The sequence below is a fragment of the Klebsiella sp. CN_Kp066 genome (genome assembly GCF_040065135.1).
Lineage (GTDB): Bacteria > Pseudomonadota > Gammaproteobacteria > Enterobacterales > Enterobacteriaceae > Klebsiella > Klebsiella oxytoca.
The window spans coordinates 91,167-107,295 of sequence record NZ_JBEAIU010000024.1 but is presented as its reverse complement, the minus strand read 5'-3'; the positions used below and the strand labels follow the sequence as shown (position 1 = coordinate 107,295).

General features: G+C 53.7%; 14 protein-coding genes. 7 read left to right on the top strand and 7 right to left on the bottom strand.

Annotated elements, in window-relative coordinates; translation table 11 throughout:
- Position 1: 1 nt before the first annotated feature.
- The 6 genes from ABLV75_RS05830 to ABLV75_RS05805 all read right to left on the bottom strand — a co-directional run bounded on the left by ABLV75_RS05830 (position 2) and on the right by ABLV75_RS05805 (position 6,460).
- A complete protein-coding gene (locus tag ABLV75_RS05830; RefSeq protein ID WP_001727696.1) occupies positions 2 to 727 on the bottom strand; it encodes a GntR family transcriptional regulator in 726 nt (241 codons plus the stop codon).
- Between the two features lie 84 nt (positions 728 to 811).
- The gene (locus ABLV75_RS05825; protein WP_024273635.1) at positions 812 to 2,230 is read right to left on the bottom strand and encodes a YfcC family protein; all 1,419 of its coding nucleotides are present in this window, start codon (positions 2,228 to 2,230) and stop codon (positions 812 to 814) included.
- 56 nt (positions 2,231 to 2,286) lie between these two features.
- Entirely contained in the window at positions 2,287 to 3,852 is a 1,566-nt protein-coding gene (locus tag ABLV75_RS05820) for an amidohydrolase family protein (protein ID WP_200794734.1), read from the bottom strand.
- Positions 3,853 to 3,946: 94 nt separating this feature from the next.
- A complete protein-coding gene (locus ABLV75_RS05815; protein WP_200794747.1) occupies positions 3,947 to 4,777 on the bottom strand; it encodes a PfkB family carbohydrate kinase in 831 nt (276 codons plus the stop codon).
- Positions 4,778 to 4,788: 11 nt separating this feature from the next.
- Positions 4,789 to 5,763, bottom strand: a complete 975-nt coding sequence (locus tag ABLV75_RS05810) for an SIS domain-containing protein (protein ID WP_004108909.1) — start codon at positions 5,761 to 5,763, stop codon at positions 4,789 to 4,791.
- Positions 5,764 to 6,007: 244 nt separating this feature from the next.
- Positions 6,008 to 6,460, bottom strand: a complete 453-nt coding sequence (locus tag ABLV75_RS05805; protein ID WP_200794735.1) for a YhcH/YjgK/YiaL family protein — start codon at positions 6,458 to 6,460, stop codon at positions 6,008 to 6,010.
- Positions 6,461 to 6,653: 193 nt separating this feature from the next.
- On the opposite strand from ABLV75_RS05805, the gene ABLV75_RS05800 reads away from it, so the two are divergent.
- The 5 genes from ABLV75_RS05800 to ridA all read left to right on the top strand — a co-directional run bounded on the left by ABLV75_RS05800 (position 6,654) and on the right by ridA (position 10,469).
- Positions 6,654 to 6,758: a pyrBI operon leader peptide gene (locus tag ABLV75_RS05800; RefSeq protein WP_077260121.1), complete on the top strand. Its 105-nt coding sequence runs from the start codon at positions 6,654 to 6,656 to the stop codon at positions 6,756 to 6,758.
- Positions 6,759 to 6,794: 36 nt separating this feature from the next.
- Positions 6,795 to 7,730: an aspartate carbamoyltransferase gene (pyrB, locus tag ABLV75_RS05795; protein WP_004108911.1), complete on the top strand. Its 936-nt coding sequence runs from the start codon at positions 6,795 to 6,797 to the stop codon at positions 7,728 to 7,730.
- A 12-nt stretch (positions 7,731 to 7,742) separates the two neighbouring features.
- On the top strand, positions 7,743 to 8,204 hold the full coding sequence (pyrI, locus tag ABLV75_RS05790; protein WP_004098115.1) for an aspartate carbamoyltransferase regulatory subunit: 462 nt from the start codon (positions 7,743 to 7,745) through the stop codon (positions 8,202 to 8,204).
- A 270-nt stretch (positions 8,205 to 8,474) separates the two neighbouring features.
- Entirely contained in the window at positions 8,475 to 9,929 is a 1,455-nt protein-coding gene (gene gbpA / locus ABLV75_RS05785) for an N-acetylglucosamine-binding protein GbpA (protein ID WP_200794736.1), read from the top strand.
- A gap of 153 nt (positions 9,930 to 10,082) precedes the next feature.
- Entirely contained in the window at positions 10,083 to 10,469 is a 387-nt protein-coding gene (gene ridA / locus ABLV75_RS05780; RefSeq protein ID WP_004108925.1) for a 2-iminobutanoate/2-iminopropanoate deaminase, read from the top strand.
- Between the two features lie 67 nt (positions 10,470 to 10,536).
- On the opposite strand, the gene mgtA is transcribed toward ridA, so the two are convergent.
- Positions 10,537 to 13,245, bottom strand: a complete 2,709-nt coding sequence (mgtA, locus tag ABLV75_RS05775) for a magnesium-translocating P-type ATPase (RefSeq protein WP_023329150.1) — start codon at positions 13,243 to 13,245, stop codon at positions 10,537 to 10,539.
- Between the two features lie 379 nt (positions 13,246 to 13,624).
- Between mgtA and treR the strand changes: the two genes are divergently transcribed.
- Positions 13,625 to 14,572, top strand: coding sequence for a trehalose operon repressor TreR (gene treR / locus ABLV75_RS05770; protein ID WP_004108945.1), 948 nt, complete (start codon positions 13,625 to 13,627; stop codon positions 14,570 to 14,572).
- A gap of 128 nt (positions 14,573 to 14,700) precedes the next feature.
- The gene (gene treB, locus ABLV75_RS05765; protein WP_004108948.1) at positions 14,701 to 16,119 is read left to right on the top strand and encodes a PTS trehalose transporter subunit IIBC; all 1,419 of its coding nucleotides are present in this window, start codon (positions 14,701 to 14,703) and stop codon (positions 16,117 to 16,119) included.
- Positions 16,120 to 16,129: the final 10 nt, after the last annotated feature.

Here is a 16,129-nt window from a genome sequence, read left to right as displayed (position 1 = left end):
ATCAAAAACTAAACGTGTAACGCTCGGCGACAATATACTGTTCTCCATAGTGAATAGGCTGATGCTGGCTATCCAGAATCAGCGTTTTCATCAGGAATAACGGTTCGCCGGGCGGTTGCTGCAGCAGCGGTGCGTTGTCAGAATGCGCGCGCACCATCTCTACCGTCGTTTCACCCGCATAGGTAGGCACGATCGCGTATTTATCACGCAATAGCTGATAAAGCGACCCGCTGAGATCTTCCTGCTGTAAAAATCCTAATCGTTTCAGAGAGTAGTAATTATTCTCTAACATTAACGGCGCATCGCCAGCGATCCTGAGGCGTTGGATATAAAGCACGGAATCATCCCTCTCAAGCTCAAGAAGCTGACGCGCATTACGATAGTCCGGCAGAATCTCACGACGAGTCACTACGCTGTGGGTTGGTAGATGGTTAGCATCGCATGCGGCAGTAAAGCTAAGCAGGTGAACAACTTTACGCTCAATTTTAGGCAGACAGACAAAAGTCCCCTTCCCCTGCTTTTTCACCAAATAGCCTTCGGCTACCAGCTCTTTCACTGCGTTGCGCACCGTAATGCGGCTGATATTGTAAAGTTCGCTGAGCTCAATCTCGGTGGGGATTTTCTCTCCTTCAGCGAGTTTCCCGGACGAGATATCGCTGAGGATTTTATCTTTAAGCTGCCTGTATAACGGTACGGAAGTATTCTGTTGCAGTCCAAAATTCGACATAAAAGAGGTACCAGCACGGCCATTAATGCGAAGCAGGATTATAATCGAAGCGCGCCCATCAAACTACGACGGCGCGCATATCCCTTAGACCCAGGCCGAAATCGCAGCAAACACGGCGCTGACTATCCACAGCACCGGAAACAGCGGCGCAATCGCCTTTAACCACTGACCAAATCCAATGCGCGCAATAGACAGCCCGGCCAGCAATACACCACCGGTAGGAGAGACCAGGTTCGTCAGGCCATTGCCAAATTGATAAGCCATTACCATCGCCTCTTTATTGATACCCACTAAATCGCCTAAAGGCGCCAGCACGGGCATAGTGAGCGCAGCCTCGCCCGAAGAGGAGGGGACAAAAAAGGTGATGACGTTATGCCCTAATAGCATCAGAGTGGTGAATGCGTACTGCGGCAACCCTTCCAGCATTTCCGACAAGCCAAAGAGCAACGTGTCGATAATTCGTCCGTTCTCCGCCACCACCAAAATACCGCGCGCGAGTCCTATCACTACGGCGGCGTAAACAAACTCTTTACACCCTTCGACAAAGCTGTCGGCCATCCCGCTAATACCCATGCGCCCGACGATCCCAGAAAACAGCCCCAGAGCCAGGAACACGGAGCCGATCTCAACCATGTACCAGCCACGCGTGATTAACCCCCATGAGATGATGGTCAGCGCCAGCACAAAAGCGATGATAATCACTCGATCGGCGATGGAAAAATGGACCGACGTATCCTGTATCGACAAAAACTGCTCACGGTTGCGGCAATCATTCTCATATACCGGCGACTTTTGTGGAGTGCGTTTAACACGATGTGCGTACCACATGGTGTAAGTCATCGCCAGCAATGTGAAGACCAGCCATGCGATGGCACGCAGCCAAAGCTGCGGATTTCCCTGAATACCCGCTACGCCCTGTGCAATGAGTACAGAGAACGGATTGGTCATTGCGCCAACATAGCCAATCTGGGTTCCCAGAAAAAGAATCAGGATCGCGGTCATTGAGTCATAACCCAGCGCGAACATGAGGGATATAAAGATCGCATAAAGAGGGATCACCTCCTCGCTCATACCAAAAGTTGCGCCCCCCAGGCTAAACAAGGTCATTGCGATAGGGATAACCAGAATCCCTTTACCAGCCAGACGTTCAGCCAGCGCCACCAGCCCCCGCTCAATAGCGCCAGTACGTAAAATAACGCCAAAAGCACCACCAACAATGAGTACAAACGCCACTACGTCGGCGGCCTTGATAATTCCCTCCATCGGCGCGGCCAGTACGGCGGCAATACCCTGACGTAAATCGCCCTCGCTGCTGACTTTTTCCAGCAGATGATAAGACCCCGGGATCACTAATGTTTTCGTTTCACCGCCGGGTAAAGTCACTGAGTGATAATCAAAACTGCCGCTGGGAATACACCATGTCAGCAGCGCTACTAATATAATAATGAAGAAAATCAGAGCGTAGCAGTGTGGCATCGCCCACTTTATTTTTGCAATACGCATAATCCGCCTCGGTAAGATGTTTATATTATGTTCGCCGTCATTCGGCATTTTTAGAGTCACAGAAGGTCATGGGTAATACGGCCATCCACCAGGGTCAGTACAACGGTGGAAGTCCGTAACTCATCATTCGGGCAGCTCAACAAATTACGGTCAAAAACCGCGATATCCGCACGTTTTCCCGGCTCAAGGCTACCGGTCATATCTTCCATGCCGTGATGTCGAGCACTATTCAGCGTCCAGGCCGTTAAGAGCTGCTGTCGCGTCATTCCGCGTTCGCGGTACCAGCCATTCACGGGTGAACCATCAGGGAACTGGCGACAGCAGGCGGCATACATCGCGTCAGGAACAGAAGGAATAAACAGGGGCAGATCGGTACCAATAGTGACCGTTACGCCAGCCCCGAATAGTGCGGCATAATCGTAGAATTGCGCTTCGCGCTCTTCGCCATAGCGTTCGCGCATATAGGCTTCGGCTTCGCAGGGGTTAAGGAGCAGAATTTGTGCATAAACTTCGGCAAAGAGGCCGAGCTCAGCCATTCTGGGAATATCGTTTGGATGCGGGCATTCCAGATCGCTCAGAGAATGTCTGATCACACTCTGCGGGTGACGCTGACGGCATTCGGCAAAAATATCTATACAGCAGCGAATTGCGGCATCGCCCTCCGCATTCATACAGCAGTTGAATCCACGAGCATCAGCCAGCAAAACCTGCTGGCGCAGGGCATCATAGTCAACGGGCCTTTCATTGTTCGTGCCGGGACGATCGGCATAGGGGTAAATCATATCGCCGGTATGATCGGCAATAACGCCATCGACCATAAATTTAAAACCATGAAACCGCAGCCATGGCGAATGAAAGCGGCGTCGGGCCTGTTCACCGAAAGCAAGATCGACAGGCGCAGATACGGGCTGAGAAACAATGCTCACCCTCAGCGACAGCGCATCCTCTTTTTCCAGTTCATCCCAGGCATTCATCAACCGCGGCGCATCGTTGAAACAAACGTCTTTTATCGCCGTGATTCCCTGTCCGGCAAGTCGGGTCATAAATGCCCGCATTTCTTTTTTTAACTGTGCGGTATCAGCCAGCATCTCATCCAATAATGCGATTCTCGCCTCCGCGCTGCACTCTTCAGCGGTAAAGCCATAAAGCTCCACGGCGGCACGGTTCATCCAGCAATAGCTTTTGTCATCGTTAATGGCGACAACCGGCCTCTGCGGGAAAGCGTCATCCAGTAACCTGGCATCAGGCACCGCTCCCCAACGGGCAACAGACCAGCCCCAGCCATAGAGGCTTTTCCCCTCAGGGAGAAGATTTTCTGCAGCCTGTAGTAGTTCAAGAGCATGATTACTGTCGCGGGCGGCATGGAGATCGACGCCACGCCGCATGCTCATATAGCCGGTAAAAAACGTGTGATTATCGCAAAATCCCGGACAAATCAGGCGATCGCCAAGTTCGATAAAGCGAGTACTTTCACCTCTCCAGGGTTGAATATCTTCCCCATTCGCTATCATCGCCGCGATAGCGCCATTTTTAATGACGACATATCCGCTAAATAGCTCATTTCTGGCAGCAGTAAAAATAGCATCAGAACGTAAAATCAAATCAGCAGCTTCACTATGCATATTTCTTTCCTCACGGAAAAAGCGCACAAATCCCCGTTTCCGCCCGGCAAGCGGACGGAAATCAGTACGGAAAAATGAGAGAGGGCGTTATAGGTTAGTAGTGAGTCCCGTAGCCAAACGCCCCTTCTTTCAGGCAAATTTGTGCCGAGAAAGCTGCTGCTTTTTGCAGGCTATTGGTAATCGCTTCGCGCTTGTTACCCGTAGGTTGGGCCAGAAAATGGCAAACGAAAGCGGTAATAAAAGCATCACCTGCGCCCATTGTATCGACTGGAGTGACGTAATCGGGCGCCTGCTGATACCAATCCTGCCCGTCAAATAAAATCGCGCCTTCATCCCCACGCGTCGCGCAGACAATGCGACTCCCGCTGGCCTGCGCCTGTTGCACAATTTCACGCGTTTGCGCCAGGCTGTAGTCAGCGCATGAGAAGAATGCGAAGTCGACGTAACGGCACAGCGGCAGCGCCTGCTCCATTACAAAGTCATCTGAAAAATCGAAAGAGACAGGAATGTTGAGCTTGCGTAACTGAGGTAATTGCGTCTCCATGTAGCTATAACAACCGCTATGGATCAGATCAAACTCACGCAGGTATTGCTCATGCTGAAAAATAAAATCCATCGAAGTTGTCTTACGAATCCCCCCGGCGTTCGAACCAAGAAATATCCGTTCTCCCTCTTCGATTTTCAGCTGCGCACAGCCGTTCTCCCCGGCCACCTGCAGACAGTGGGGCCACTTGACGCCAACTTTATCCAGCACCTGCATAACGTGCTCCGCAGCGGCATCATTACCAAAAATCCCCAGATAGGCCGCATTGTGTCCCAACATGGCCGCATAAGCGGCAAAGTTCAACGCATTTCCACCGGGATACATGGTCTGAGTATGGGCGTATTTATCGACGACGTTATCGCCAATTCCAATCACATTCATCATAATTCCCCTTAGTATTCCACCAGCCCCATATAGCGGCGGGTATCCAATGGATGCTGACGAATGTCGGCAAGCGCAGAACGATATTCACACATGATGCTGTAAAACAGCACCGGGTTGAAAAACTCCACGACTGACGGAGGGAGAACCCCGATACCCAGTTCTTTAGCATCAACGACTTCCACTTTCTCTGCGTACTTGGTGAGGAAGACCAAAGCTCGCTCATCCATCGCCCGCGTACGGCCTTCGTTCATTAATAAAATAAACGGCGTCTCTTTATCCGTAACTTCGAAAGGCCCGTGGAAGTACTCACCGGAGTGAATAGGTGCGGCATGTAGCCATTGCATTTCCATTAGTGAGCAGATAGCAAAACCATAAGCATGGCCGTAAGAAGCTCCGCTGGAGAGGATATAGAAGAGTTTTTCATCCTGATATTTTTGGGCAAAACGCTGGCAGCGATCCGCAACCTGCTGACGGCCATGAGCAATGACGCCGTTAATTTGGGCCATTCCCTGTTGGAAATCAGCGTAATTATCGAAACCTTCAACCTGCTGCAGCGTATCAACGCACAGATTGAGGATAATCGCCATCGGATTATCGACCACATTGGTATCGTTACCCCAGGCATAGAGAATGTTGTGGCTGGCGTATTCGATCAGCTGTGCCTGAGCGTTGTGAGTCAGCGTAATAGTATGCGCTTGATGCTGCTGTGCAAGCTTAGCCGCAGCGACGGATTCTGGCGTGTTGCCCCCGTGCGAACAGACGATAACCAGCGAATTCACCCCCAACGTTTTTGGCGTCGCGTAGACAAACTCATTGGCGGTATACATGCCTACATGAAGCGTTGTCGCCTCGCTATCAAGAAAGTATTTAGCCGGATACATATCCACTAATGACCCGCCGCAGGCCACAAGGAACACCTGGCGGATTCCGCCTTTATCTTCTATCTCTTTCGCAACGGCATTAATTATTTCTTTAGTATTCATATAGTAATAACTCCACATCTCATTATTGATTGTTCAAATTAACGGAAACAACATTAATACGTTATATAACGTATTAATGAGATCGCCATCAAAATTTGCACAATGCGCGCGGTATGAGCATTTGGCTGAAGCATCAAATGAGAGGGAACAAGAAGTAAAAAATTGGGAATAGCTAGAAAAAACAAAGGCTAACAATGGTCACAAGACGACAATTGCTAGCCTTGGGTAAAAATACGCTCGTCAACTAAACCATCAGCATCTTCACAACCGCTTTGCGCACCTTCGCCGGTGCGCCAACCGCGCATAGCGGCTTATGCACTTCGCCGGGATAGAACACGACAAAGTCGCCTTCGCTGAGAATCACGGTTTTTTCCTGCGCCCCTTCAGCCAGGAAAGCGATGTCTTTATCCGCCAGCCAGTCGGTATCCGGCTCGCCGGCAGGGAGAACGCTAAAGGTCATGCCCTCCTGACCTTTCAATACAATCTGGATGTCCAGGTAGCGGGCGTGATACTCGGCGCGGCGGTCGGCCATCGGCTCGGTAGTATCTTCAGAAATGAGATAAAACAGATTGTTACCGTCAATATCATGTTTACCCAGCGGCGTCGCGTCGGTGACATGGGCTTTCACGTATTCAATAGCTTTGCGCAGAGGCTCCGGCAACCCGCTTTGCAGATGGTGAATATTTCCAACGTTCATAGTAACCTCAAATGTAAAACAGCTTTTCATTTTCAGGTTTTATACCCCCCTTCTGACTGCCATACCACCACTTTTTACGGGTTTTTTGCGTTAACGCATGATTACCCAGGCAAACGTTTACCTGTTTGTGGATTAATCGCTTGATCCGAAAAATGAGCTGCGTATAATGCCACCCGTTTTGCCGGGAGGAATTATGGTTCAGTGTGTACGACATCGCGTCTTACCGCGTCTGAGAACAGACGCTGGCCTGCCGTTTTTCCTTTCCGTTGCATCCGTATTCGTAAAGCCCCTTATTTAAGGGGCTTTTTTTTTGCCCAGGCGTCAGGAGATAAACATGGCTAACCCGCTATTCCAAAAACATATCATTTCCATAAACGATCTCAGCCGCGAAGACCTTGAACTGGTACTGGCGACCGCTGCAAAACTGAAAGCAAATCCACAGCCGGAGCTGCTCAAGCATAAAGTGATTGCCAGCTGCTTTTTTGAAGCGTCGACCCGCACACGCCTGTCTTTTGAAACCGCCATGCACCGCCTGGGCGCCAGCGTGGTCGGTTTCTCAGACAGCAGCAACACCTCGCTGGGCAAAAAAGGCGAAACCCTGGCCGACACCATCTCGGTCATCAGCACCTACGTCGATGCTATCGTGATGCGCCACCCGCAGGAAGGCGCGGCGCGCCTGGCGACCGAGTTCTCCGGCGGTATTCCGGTACTCAACGCCGGCGATGGCGCTAACCAGCATCCGACGCAGACCCTGCTCGATCTCTTCACCATTCAGGAGACGCAGGGCCGTCTGGAAAATCTTAACGTGGCGATGGTCGGCGACCTGAAGTATGGCCGTACCGTCCACTCCCTGACGCAGGCGCTGGCGAAATTTAACGGCAATCGCTTCTACTTTATCGCGCCGGACGCGCTGGCCATGCCGCAGTACATTCTCGATATGCTCGACGAAAAAGGCATTGCCTGGAGCCTGCATAACGCGATTGAAGAGGTGATGGAAGAGGTGGACATTCTGTATATGACTCGCGTACAGAAAGAGCGTCTCGACCCGTCAGAATATGCCAACGTCAAGGCGCAGTTTGTTCTGCGCGCCGCCGACCTGGAAGGCGCCCGTGAGAATATGAAGGTGCTGCATCCGCTGCCGCGCATTGACGAAATTACCACCGATGTTGATAAAACGCCGCACGCCTGGTACTTCCAGCAGGCGGGCAACGGCATCTTCGCGCGCCAGGCGTTACTGGCGCTGGTACTGAATAGCGATCTGGCACTGTAAGGGGAAATAAAGATGACACACGACAATAAATTACAGGTAGAAGCCATCAAACGTGGCACCGTTATCGACCATATCCCGGCGCAGGTCGGTTTTAAGCTGCTGACGCTGTTCAAACTAACCGAAACGGATCAGCGCATCACCATCGGCCTGAACCTGCCGTCAGGCGAAATGGGCCGTAAGGATTTAATCAAAATTGAGAACACCTTCCTGACCGATGAGCAGGTCAACCAGCTCTCTCTGTATGCGCCTCAGGCCACGGTGAACCGCATTGATGAGTATGAAGTCGTTGGTAAATCACGACCGAATCTGCCGGACCGTATCAATAACGTGCTGGTATGCCCGAACAGCAACTGCATCAGCCACGCCGAGCCGGTATCCTCCAGCTTTGCGGTGAAGAAACGTGAAAACGATATCGCGCTGAAGTGCAAATACTGTGAAAAAGAATTTTCACATCATGTCGTGCTGGCAAACTAAATTTATTAGCGTCATCAGGAGCAGCCCCGAAAAGGGGCCTGTTCCTGAAAGCATCATATACATTAAACGCGCGGCTGCCATTTCAATGTTCGTTTGAAAAGGCATCACTCTATCTCAGTTTATTATCATTTACGATCGTCTCACCTCATTGCTAAAATGAGTCATTATTTATATTCATCATTAAATATCATCGATATTGCTCCGGTATTTTTCGCTTTATACACTGCATAAACGCTTTCCAATAATTAATCATTGTTCACTGGATGAATTATGCAACTGAAGAAATTATCGATATATACCGCCGCATTATTATTTACCTCCTCGGCGTTGGCTCATGGCTACGTGGCGTTTCCGCCCAGTCGGGCCTATCAATGTAATACAGGCAAAAACAGCGACTGCGGTTCAGTACAGTGGGAGCCGCAAAGCGTTGAGCAAGCGAGCGGTTTTCCTGAAGGCGCAATGCCGCCGGACGGTCAACTGGCCAGCGCGGGTAAAGCCAACTTCTCGCAGCTTGATAGCCAGAGCCCGACTCGCTGGGCTAAAAGCGCAATAAAGAGCGGGGCAAATAACTTCATCTGGCACCATTCTGCCCCCCATAAAACCACCAACTGGCGTTATTACATAACCAAACAGAACTGGGACCAAAATAAGCCGCTGACGCGCAGCGATTTTGAAAGTAAGCCCTTCTGTCAAATTGACGGTAACGGCATGACGCCGGCTATTGAGGTCACCCACTCATGTAATGTGCCAGAGCGTACCGGTTATCAGGTTATTTATGCAGTCTGGGAAATCGCCGATACGGCAAATAGTTTTTATCAGGCCATTGACGTCGATTTTGGCGGTACCGGCGATGACGCTGAGAACGGTTCCCTCTGGACAACGCAGCTTACCGGTCAGCTGAGCGGAAAAGATCTTCATGCTGGTGATAAAGTCATTGCCCATTTCTTTAATGCCAGCGGAGAGGTTCATTCGCTGCAAACGGAATTGACTATTGCCAGCGAAGCGCAAGGGAAATCCAGCCAATGGTCTTACGATTTGGCGGAAGTCATTAATACCGCACACCATGATAGCCTGCGTGCCGGAGTAAAAGACGGCAGTGGCAACATTAATCCCATCTATGGCGTTAACCAGGTGTATGCGCCGCAAGGCAGCGCGTTGCAAAGCGTCACGCTGAGTTATAGCGAATCGCAAGCGGACGATACCGCGAAAGAATCCCTGAGCCTCAGCAACGTCGCCGCAACCCCCATCGAAAACGGCAAAGCAACGGTGACTTTCAACGCCGCGGCCAAAGGCGAAATGCATCTCACCGCCGTCGTCAGCGATCATGCGGGTGCAGAGAAAGGGAGTCTCCAGCAAACGATAGATAATCGCTCTCTGCCGTTATCGATTCCACTGACCAACGTTCAGGCAGGCCATCATATGCTGCGCTACTCAGCCAGTAATGCGCAGGGCGCCATTATCAGCCAGGGTGTGATCAACCTGATGCTGGAAGAGAAGAGCGAACCAACGCCAGCGCCTGCGGGAAACTACGATTATACCTTCCCGGATAACCTGAAAAGCTATACGGCGGGGACGAAGGTCATGCAGCCTAAAAATGGCAAAGTGTACCAATGTCGTCCGTTCCCCTACAGCGGCTACTGCGTGCAGTGGAGCCAACACGCCAGCCAGTACGAGCCGGGGGTTGGCTCTGACTGGGCGATGGCCTGGACCGAAGTCACCCAATAATTTCTCCCGGCGGCTCACGCCTTATGCGGATAGCGCCCTGCGTTATCCGCTTTTCTCCTTCGCAAAATGCGGCCTGCTTAATGATAAAGCAGCCAGCACTCTTTATAATGGCCCACGCCAGTCTGATTACATTTAAATATTTCAGGAGAACTCATGTCTAAAACTATCGCGACGGAAAATGCGCCAGCAGCCATCGGCCCGTACGTTCAGGGCGTTGATCTGGGTAACATGATCATCACTTCCGGGCAGATCCCGGTAGACCCGAAAACCGGCAGCGTGCCTGAAGAGGTTGCGGCTCAGGCGCGTCAGTCGCTGGAGAACGTGAAAGCTATCGTCGAAGCCGCGGGCCTGAAAGTGGGCGATATCGTTAAAACCACCGTTTTCGTGAAAGACCTCAACGATTTCGCAACCGTTAACGCTGCGTATGAAGCCTTCTTCACCGAGCACAAGGCCACCTTCCCGGCGCGCTCCTGCGTGGAAGTGGCGCGTCTGCCGAAAGACGTGAAGATTGAGATTGAAGCGATCGCCATTCGCCGCTAATCGTAGACAGTATGAACAAAGGCAGCCCGTGGCTGCCTTTGTTGTTTCTGCTCTTAAAGCGCCTCGCTCACTGCCAGCCGTAGCGACGGCTGTAAAAGCCCTTAACCATTTGGGTCAGGGTCATATAGCCCGCCAGGATAGCAATCAGCCATGGGAAGTAGCTTAACGGCAGCGCCTGAAGCTGTAGATACCCCGCCAGCGGTGAGAACGGCAGCGCTACCCCAACCACCATGACCAGCAGCGTCATCACGATCAGCGGCCAGGCCGCGCGGCTCTGGATAAAGGGGATCCGCCGCGTGCGGATCATATGCACGATCAGCGTCTGTGACAGCAGGCCCACCACAAACCAGCCGGACTGGAACAGGGTCTGATGTTCCGGCGTATTGGCGTGGAACACCCACCACATCAGGCAGAACGTCAGAATATCGAATATCGAACTGATCGGCCCAAAGAAGACCATAAAGCGCCCGAGATCCGCCGGGTTCCAGCGCTGCGGTTTACGGATCTGCTCATCGTCAACGTTATCAAACGGAATGGCGACCTGGGAGACATCGTACAGCAGATTCTGGATCAGCAGATGCAGCGGCAGCATCGGCAGAAACGGCAGGAAGGCGCTGGCCACCAGCACGCTGAACACGTTGCCGAAGTTGGAGCTGGCGGTCATTTTGATGTATTTGAGCATATTGGCGAAGGTCCGGCGGCCTTCAATAACCCCTTCTTCCAGTACCATCAGGCTCTTCTCCAGCAGGATGATATCTGCCGCTTCACGAGCAATGTCCACGGCGCCGTCGACGGAAATACCAATATCCGCCGCGCGCAGCGCCGGGGCGTCGTTAATGCCGTCGCCCATAAATCCCACCACGTGTCCTTCGCGTTTCAGCAGAGTCACGATACGCTCTTTGTGCAACGGCGCCAGGCGCGCAAACAGGGTGGTACGTTTTGCCAGCTCGGCCAGTTCATCATCGCTCAGCGCTTCAACCTGGCTGCCGATGACCACTTCACCCGCATCCAGACCTACTTCGTGGCAGACTTTGGCCGCCACCAGCTCGCTGTCTCCGGTCAGGATTTTGACCGTAATACCGCTGGCCTTCAGCGCTTTCAGCGCCGGGGCTGTGGTCTCTTTCGGCGGGTCCAGAAAGGCGATATAGCCTTCAAGGATCAAGTCGGATTCATCCGCGCGCTGGTAGTCGCCTTCGCGGGCGGGCAGATACTTCGTCGCCACCGCCACCACGCGCAATCCCTGACGATTGAGGCTGTCGGTCACCCGACGGATGCGCCGCAGCATGGTGTCGTCCAGCGGTACGATGTCGCCGTTATAGCGCACTTGGGTCGAGACGTTGAGGATCTCCTGCAGCGCCCCTTTGCAGATCAGTTGATGAACGTTGCTCTGCTCCTGCACCACCACCGACATGCGGCGACGCTCAAAATCGAACGGGATCTCATCCACTTTCTGCCAGCGTTCCGCCAGCCCGCGCGCCGACTCCTGTTCAACGCCTTCCAGCACTGCGGTATCGAGCAGATTCTTCAGTCCGGTCTGATAGTGGCTGTTCAGCCAGGCCGTATGCAGCACGCGTTCGCTCACCTTGCCGGAGACATCGGTGTGGTTCTCCAGCACGATTTTATCCTGCGTCAGGGTACCGGTTTTATCGGTGCACAGAATATCCATCGCGCCAAAGTTCTGTATCGCGTCGAGGTGCTTGACGATCACTTTCTGTTTTGACAGCTTCACCGCCCCGCGCGCCAGGGTCGAGGTGACGATCATCGGCAGCATCTCCGGGGTCAGACCCACCGCGACGGAGAGCGCGAACAGCGCCGCTTCCCACCAGTCGCCTTTGGTATAGCCGTTAATCAGCAGCACAACCGGCGTCATCACCAGCATAAAGCGGATCAGCAGCATGCTGACCCGGCTGATCCCTTTCTGAAAGGCGTTCGGCTCGCTTTCCTGCTCGCTGACGCGGCCAGCCAGTTGACCAAACCAGGTACCGCCGCCGGTGGCGAAAACAATCGCCTGCGCCGAACCGCTCACCACGTTGGTGCCCATAAAGCACAGAGTGTCGCACTCCAGCGGGTTCGTCTGCAGCGGATCGCGGGTACGGGCGACTTTTTCAACCGGCAGCGATTCACCGGTCAACGACGCCTGGGCGACAAACAGATCGCGCGCCTGAATAACGCGCAGATCTGCGGGGATCATGTCTCCCGCCGATAGCTTAACGATATCCCCCGGCACCAGCTGGTCGATGGGCAGCTCGCACCAGCGGCTTTCACCCTGCTCATTCACCACCCGCAGTACCGTCGCGGTATTGCTGACCATCGCCTTCAGGGCGTCCGCCGCTTTGGTCGAGCGGGCTTCCTGGATAAAGTTCAGCAGCGTGGAGATCCCCACCATCAGGGCGATGACCGCCGCGGCAAACAGATCTTCCGTCGAGTAGGAGACGATACCCAGGACGGTCAACAGCAGGTTGAAGGGGTTGCGATAGCAGCTCCACAGATGCACCCACCAGGGTGACGGTTTCTGCGCCGGGATCTGGTTTTCGCCATACCGGGCGATTTTCTGCGCCACTTCGCCTGCATTGAGCCCTTCCGGATGGCTGGCGAAAGCGCGCCAGATTTCATTCTCATCCATTGCCGCGACATTCAGGCACTGCTTGCCAAGAGAATCGGGGATTGGCGCGCTCGCCATATTGCGGGCATCAGGAAGCGGATCGCGCTGGACTAAACGATGCGGTAAATGGCGGCCAAGCTGGGCGAACAGCTGGCGGGTAAAATTTTTCAACATAAACGGTCCCTCCGCGCTCGCACGAGCGAACGCAGCGCTAACGACAGGCGCAAGTCAACCTTACCTGTCAGGCATGTTATTTTTATGGCAGGGACATCAAAGACATCGCTGCTTTACGCTTCCGGTAAAGCAGCGCTAAGCAGATTTACCGGAAAAAGTGGTAGCTCCATCGAGGATGAGGAGTGGGATCGGGGTCCATAAAATCTCCGGTAAATGAATACAAACGGCGCGAATTATAACGTCACCGATAATCTATTTGTGGCTATTATGGCGATGATACCCCCCGGCAACTAAACCAGACGTAAACCAGACTTTGCTCATTGTGGTTTCGTTGAGTAGCATTAGGCTCACTTTAAGCGGACTACAACGAGAACCCTGCATGCAAAACCGGCTGACCATCAAAGATATCGCGCGCTTAAGCGGCGTCGGGAAATCGACGGTATCGCGCGTGCTTAATAACGAAAGCGGCGTTAGCAAACGCACTCGCGAGCGAGTCGAAGCGGTGATGCAGCAGCACGGTTTTTCACCCTCTCGTTCTGCCAGGGCGATGCGCGGCCAAAGCGACAAAGTGGTGGCGATTATCGTCACGCGTCTGGATTCATTGTCGGAAAACCTTGCCGTCCAGACCATGCTGCCCGCCTTTTACGAGCAGGGCTACGATCCGATTATGATGGAAAGCCAGTTCTCCCCGGCGCTGGTAGAGGAGCATCTCGGCATGCTCGCCCGGCGCAATATCGACGGCGTGGTGCTGTTTGGTTTTACCGGCATCCATGAAGAGATGCTCACCCCGTGGCGGGAGACGCTGGTGCTGCTGGCCCGCGACGCGCCGGGCATCGCCTCCGTGTGCTATGACGATGAAGGGTCGATCAGGATGCTGATGCAGCGCCTGTACGATCGCGGGCATCGCCACATTAGCTTCCTCGGCGTTCCGCACAGCGACGTCACCACCGGGCAGCGCCGCCACCAGGCCTACCTCGATTTCTGCCGTCAAAAGCACCTCTCGCCCCTTGCCGCGCTGCCAGGCCTGGGCATGAAGCAGGGCTACGAAAACGTCGCCTGCCTGCTGTCGGCTGAAACCAGCGCGCTGGTCTGCGCCACCGACACCCTCGCGCTGGGGGCCAGCAAATATCTCCAGCAACAGGGTATCGATCATCTCCAGCTTGCCAGCGTCGGCAGCACGCCGCTGATGAAGTTTCTCCACCCGGAGATCCTGACCGTCGATCCCGGCTACGCCGAGTCCGGACGCCAGGCGGCTAAGCAGCTGATCGAGCAGATCGCCGGCAGTCGAGAGCCTCGTCAAATCGTCATTCCCGCCGTACTGAATTAAGCCAGTCTTAACGATTTATGTGATCTTCGCTGCGTTTCGGGAACGTTCCCATTTTGCAATTCAAACGGAGCGAGTAGGATCCACTGCAAGTTAAATGCAACCTCTCCCCTCGGTCATGAGGCCTCATCATGAGTAAAGTAAATCAGCAGGACATCGATAAACTTATCGAACTGGTGGGCGGACGCGATAATATCGCCACCGTCAGCCACTGTATTACCCGTCTGCGCTTTGTGCTGAATAATCCAGCCATTGCCAAACCGAAAGAAATTGAACAACTACGCATGGTGAAGGGCTGCTTTACCAACGCCGGTCAGTTCCAGGTGGTGATCGGTACCGAGGTTGGCGACTACTATAAAGCGCTACTGGCGACCACCGGCCAGGCCAGCGCGGATAAAGAGCAGGCCAAAAAAGCCGCACGCCAGAATATGAAGTGGCATGAACAACTCATTTCACATTTCGCGGAGATCTTCTTCCCGCTGCTACCTGCGCTGATCAGCGGCGGCCTGATCTTAGGCTTCCGCAACGTGATCGGCGATCTGCCAATGAGCAACGGCCAGACGCTGGCGCAGATGCATCCGTCGCTGAAAACCCTTTATGACTTCCTGTGGCTGATTGGCGAGGCGATCTTCTTCTACCTGCCGGTGGGTATCTGCTGGTCTGCGGTAAAGAAAATAGGCGGCACGCCGATCCTCGGCATCGTGCTGGGCGTTACGTTAGTTTCTCCGCAGCTGATGAACGCCTACCTGCTGGGTCAGCAGGTGCCGGAGGTATGGAACTTCGGCCTGTTTACGATTGAGAAAGTCGGCTACCAGGCGCAGGTGATTCCGGCCTTGATGGCGGGGCTGGCGCTCGGCTTTATTGAAACGCGGTTGAAACGCATCGTGCCTGACTATCTTTACCTGGTGATCGTGCCGGTCTGTTCGCTGATCCTGGCGGTCTTCCTCGCGCACGCCTTTATCGGACCGGTTGGCCGCATGATTGGCGACGGCGTGGCCTGGGCCGTGCGTCATCTGTTAACCGGCAGCTTTGCGCCGATTGGCGCCGCGCTGTTCGGCTTCCTGTACGCCCCGCTGGTGATCACCGGAGTCCATCAGACCACGCTCGCCATCGATATGCAGATGATTCAAAGCATGGGCGGTACGCCGGTATGGCCGCTGATTGCGTTGTCCAACATCGCTCAGGCGTCGGCAGTGGTGGGGATAATCATCGCCAGCCGTAAACAGAACGAACGCGAAATCTCCGTTCCGGCCGCCATTTCCGCCTATCTCGGCGTGACGGAACCCGCTATGTACGGTATCAATCTGAAATACCGCTTCCCGATGCTTTGCGCGATGGTCGGCTCCGGTCTTGCCGGGCTGCTGTGCGGACTGAACGGTGTGATGGCCAACGGCATCGGCGTCGGTGGCCTGCCGGGCATTCTCTCTATTCAACCCACCTACTGGCAGGTTTACGCACTGGCGATGGCCATTGCCGTGATTGTGCCGATTGTCCTGACGACGGTCGTTTACCAACGCAAATTCCGCCAGGGCACCTTACAGATTGTCTGACATCTTATTT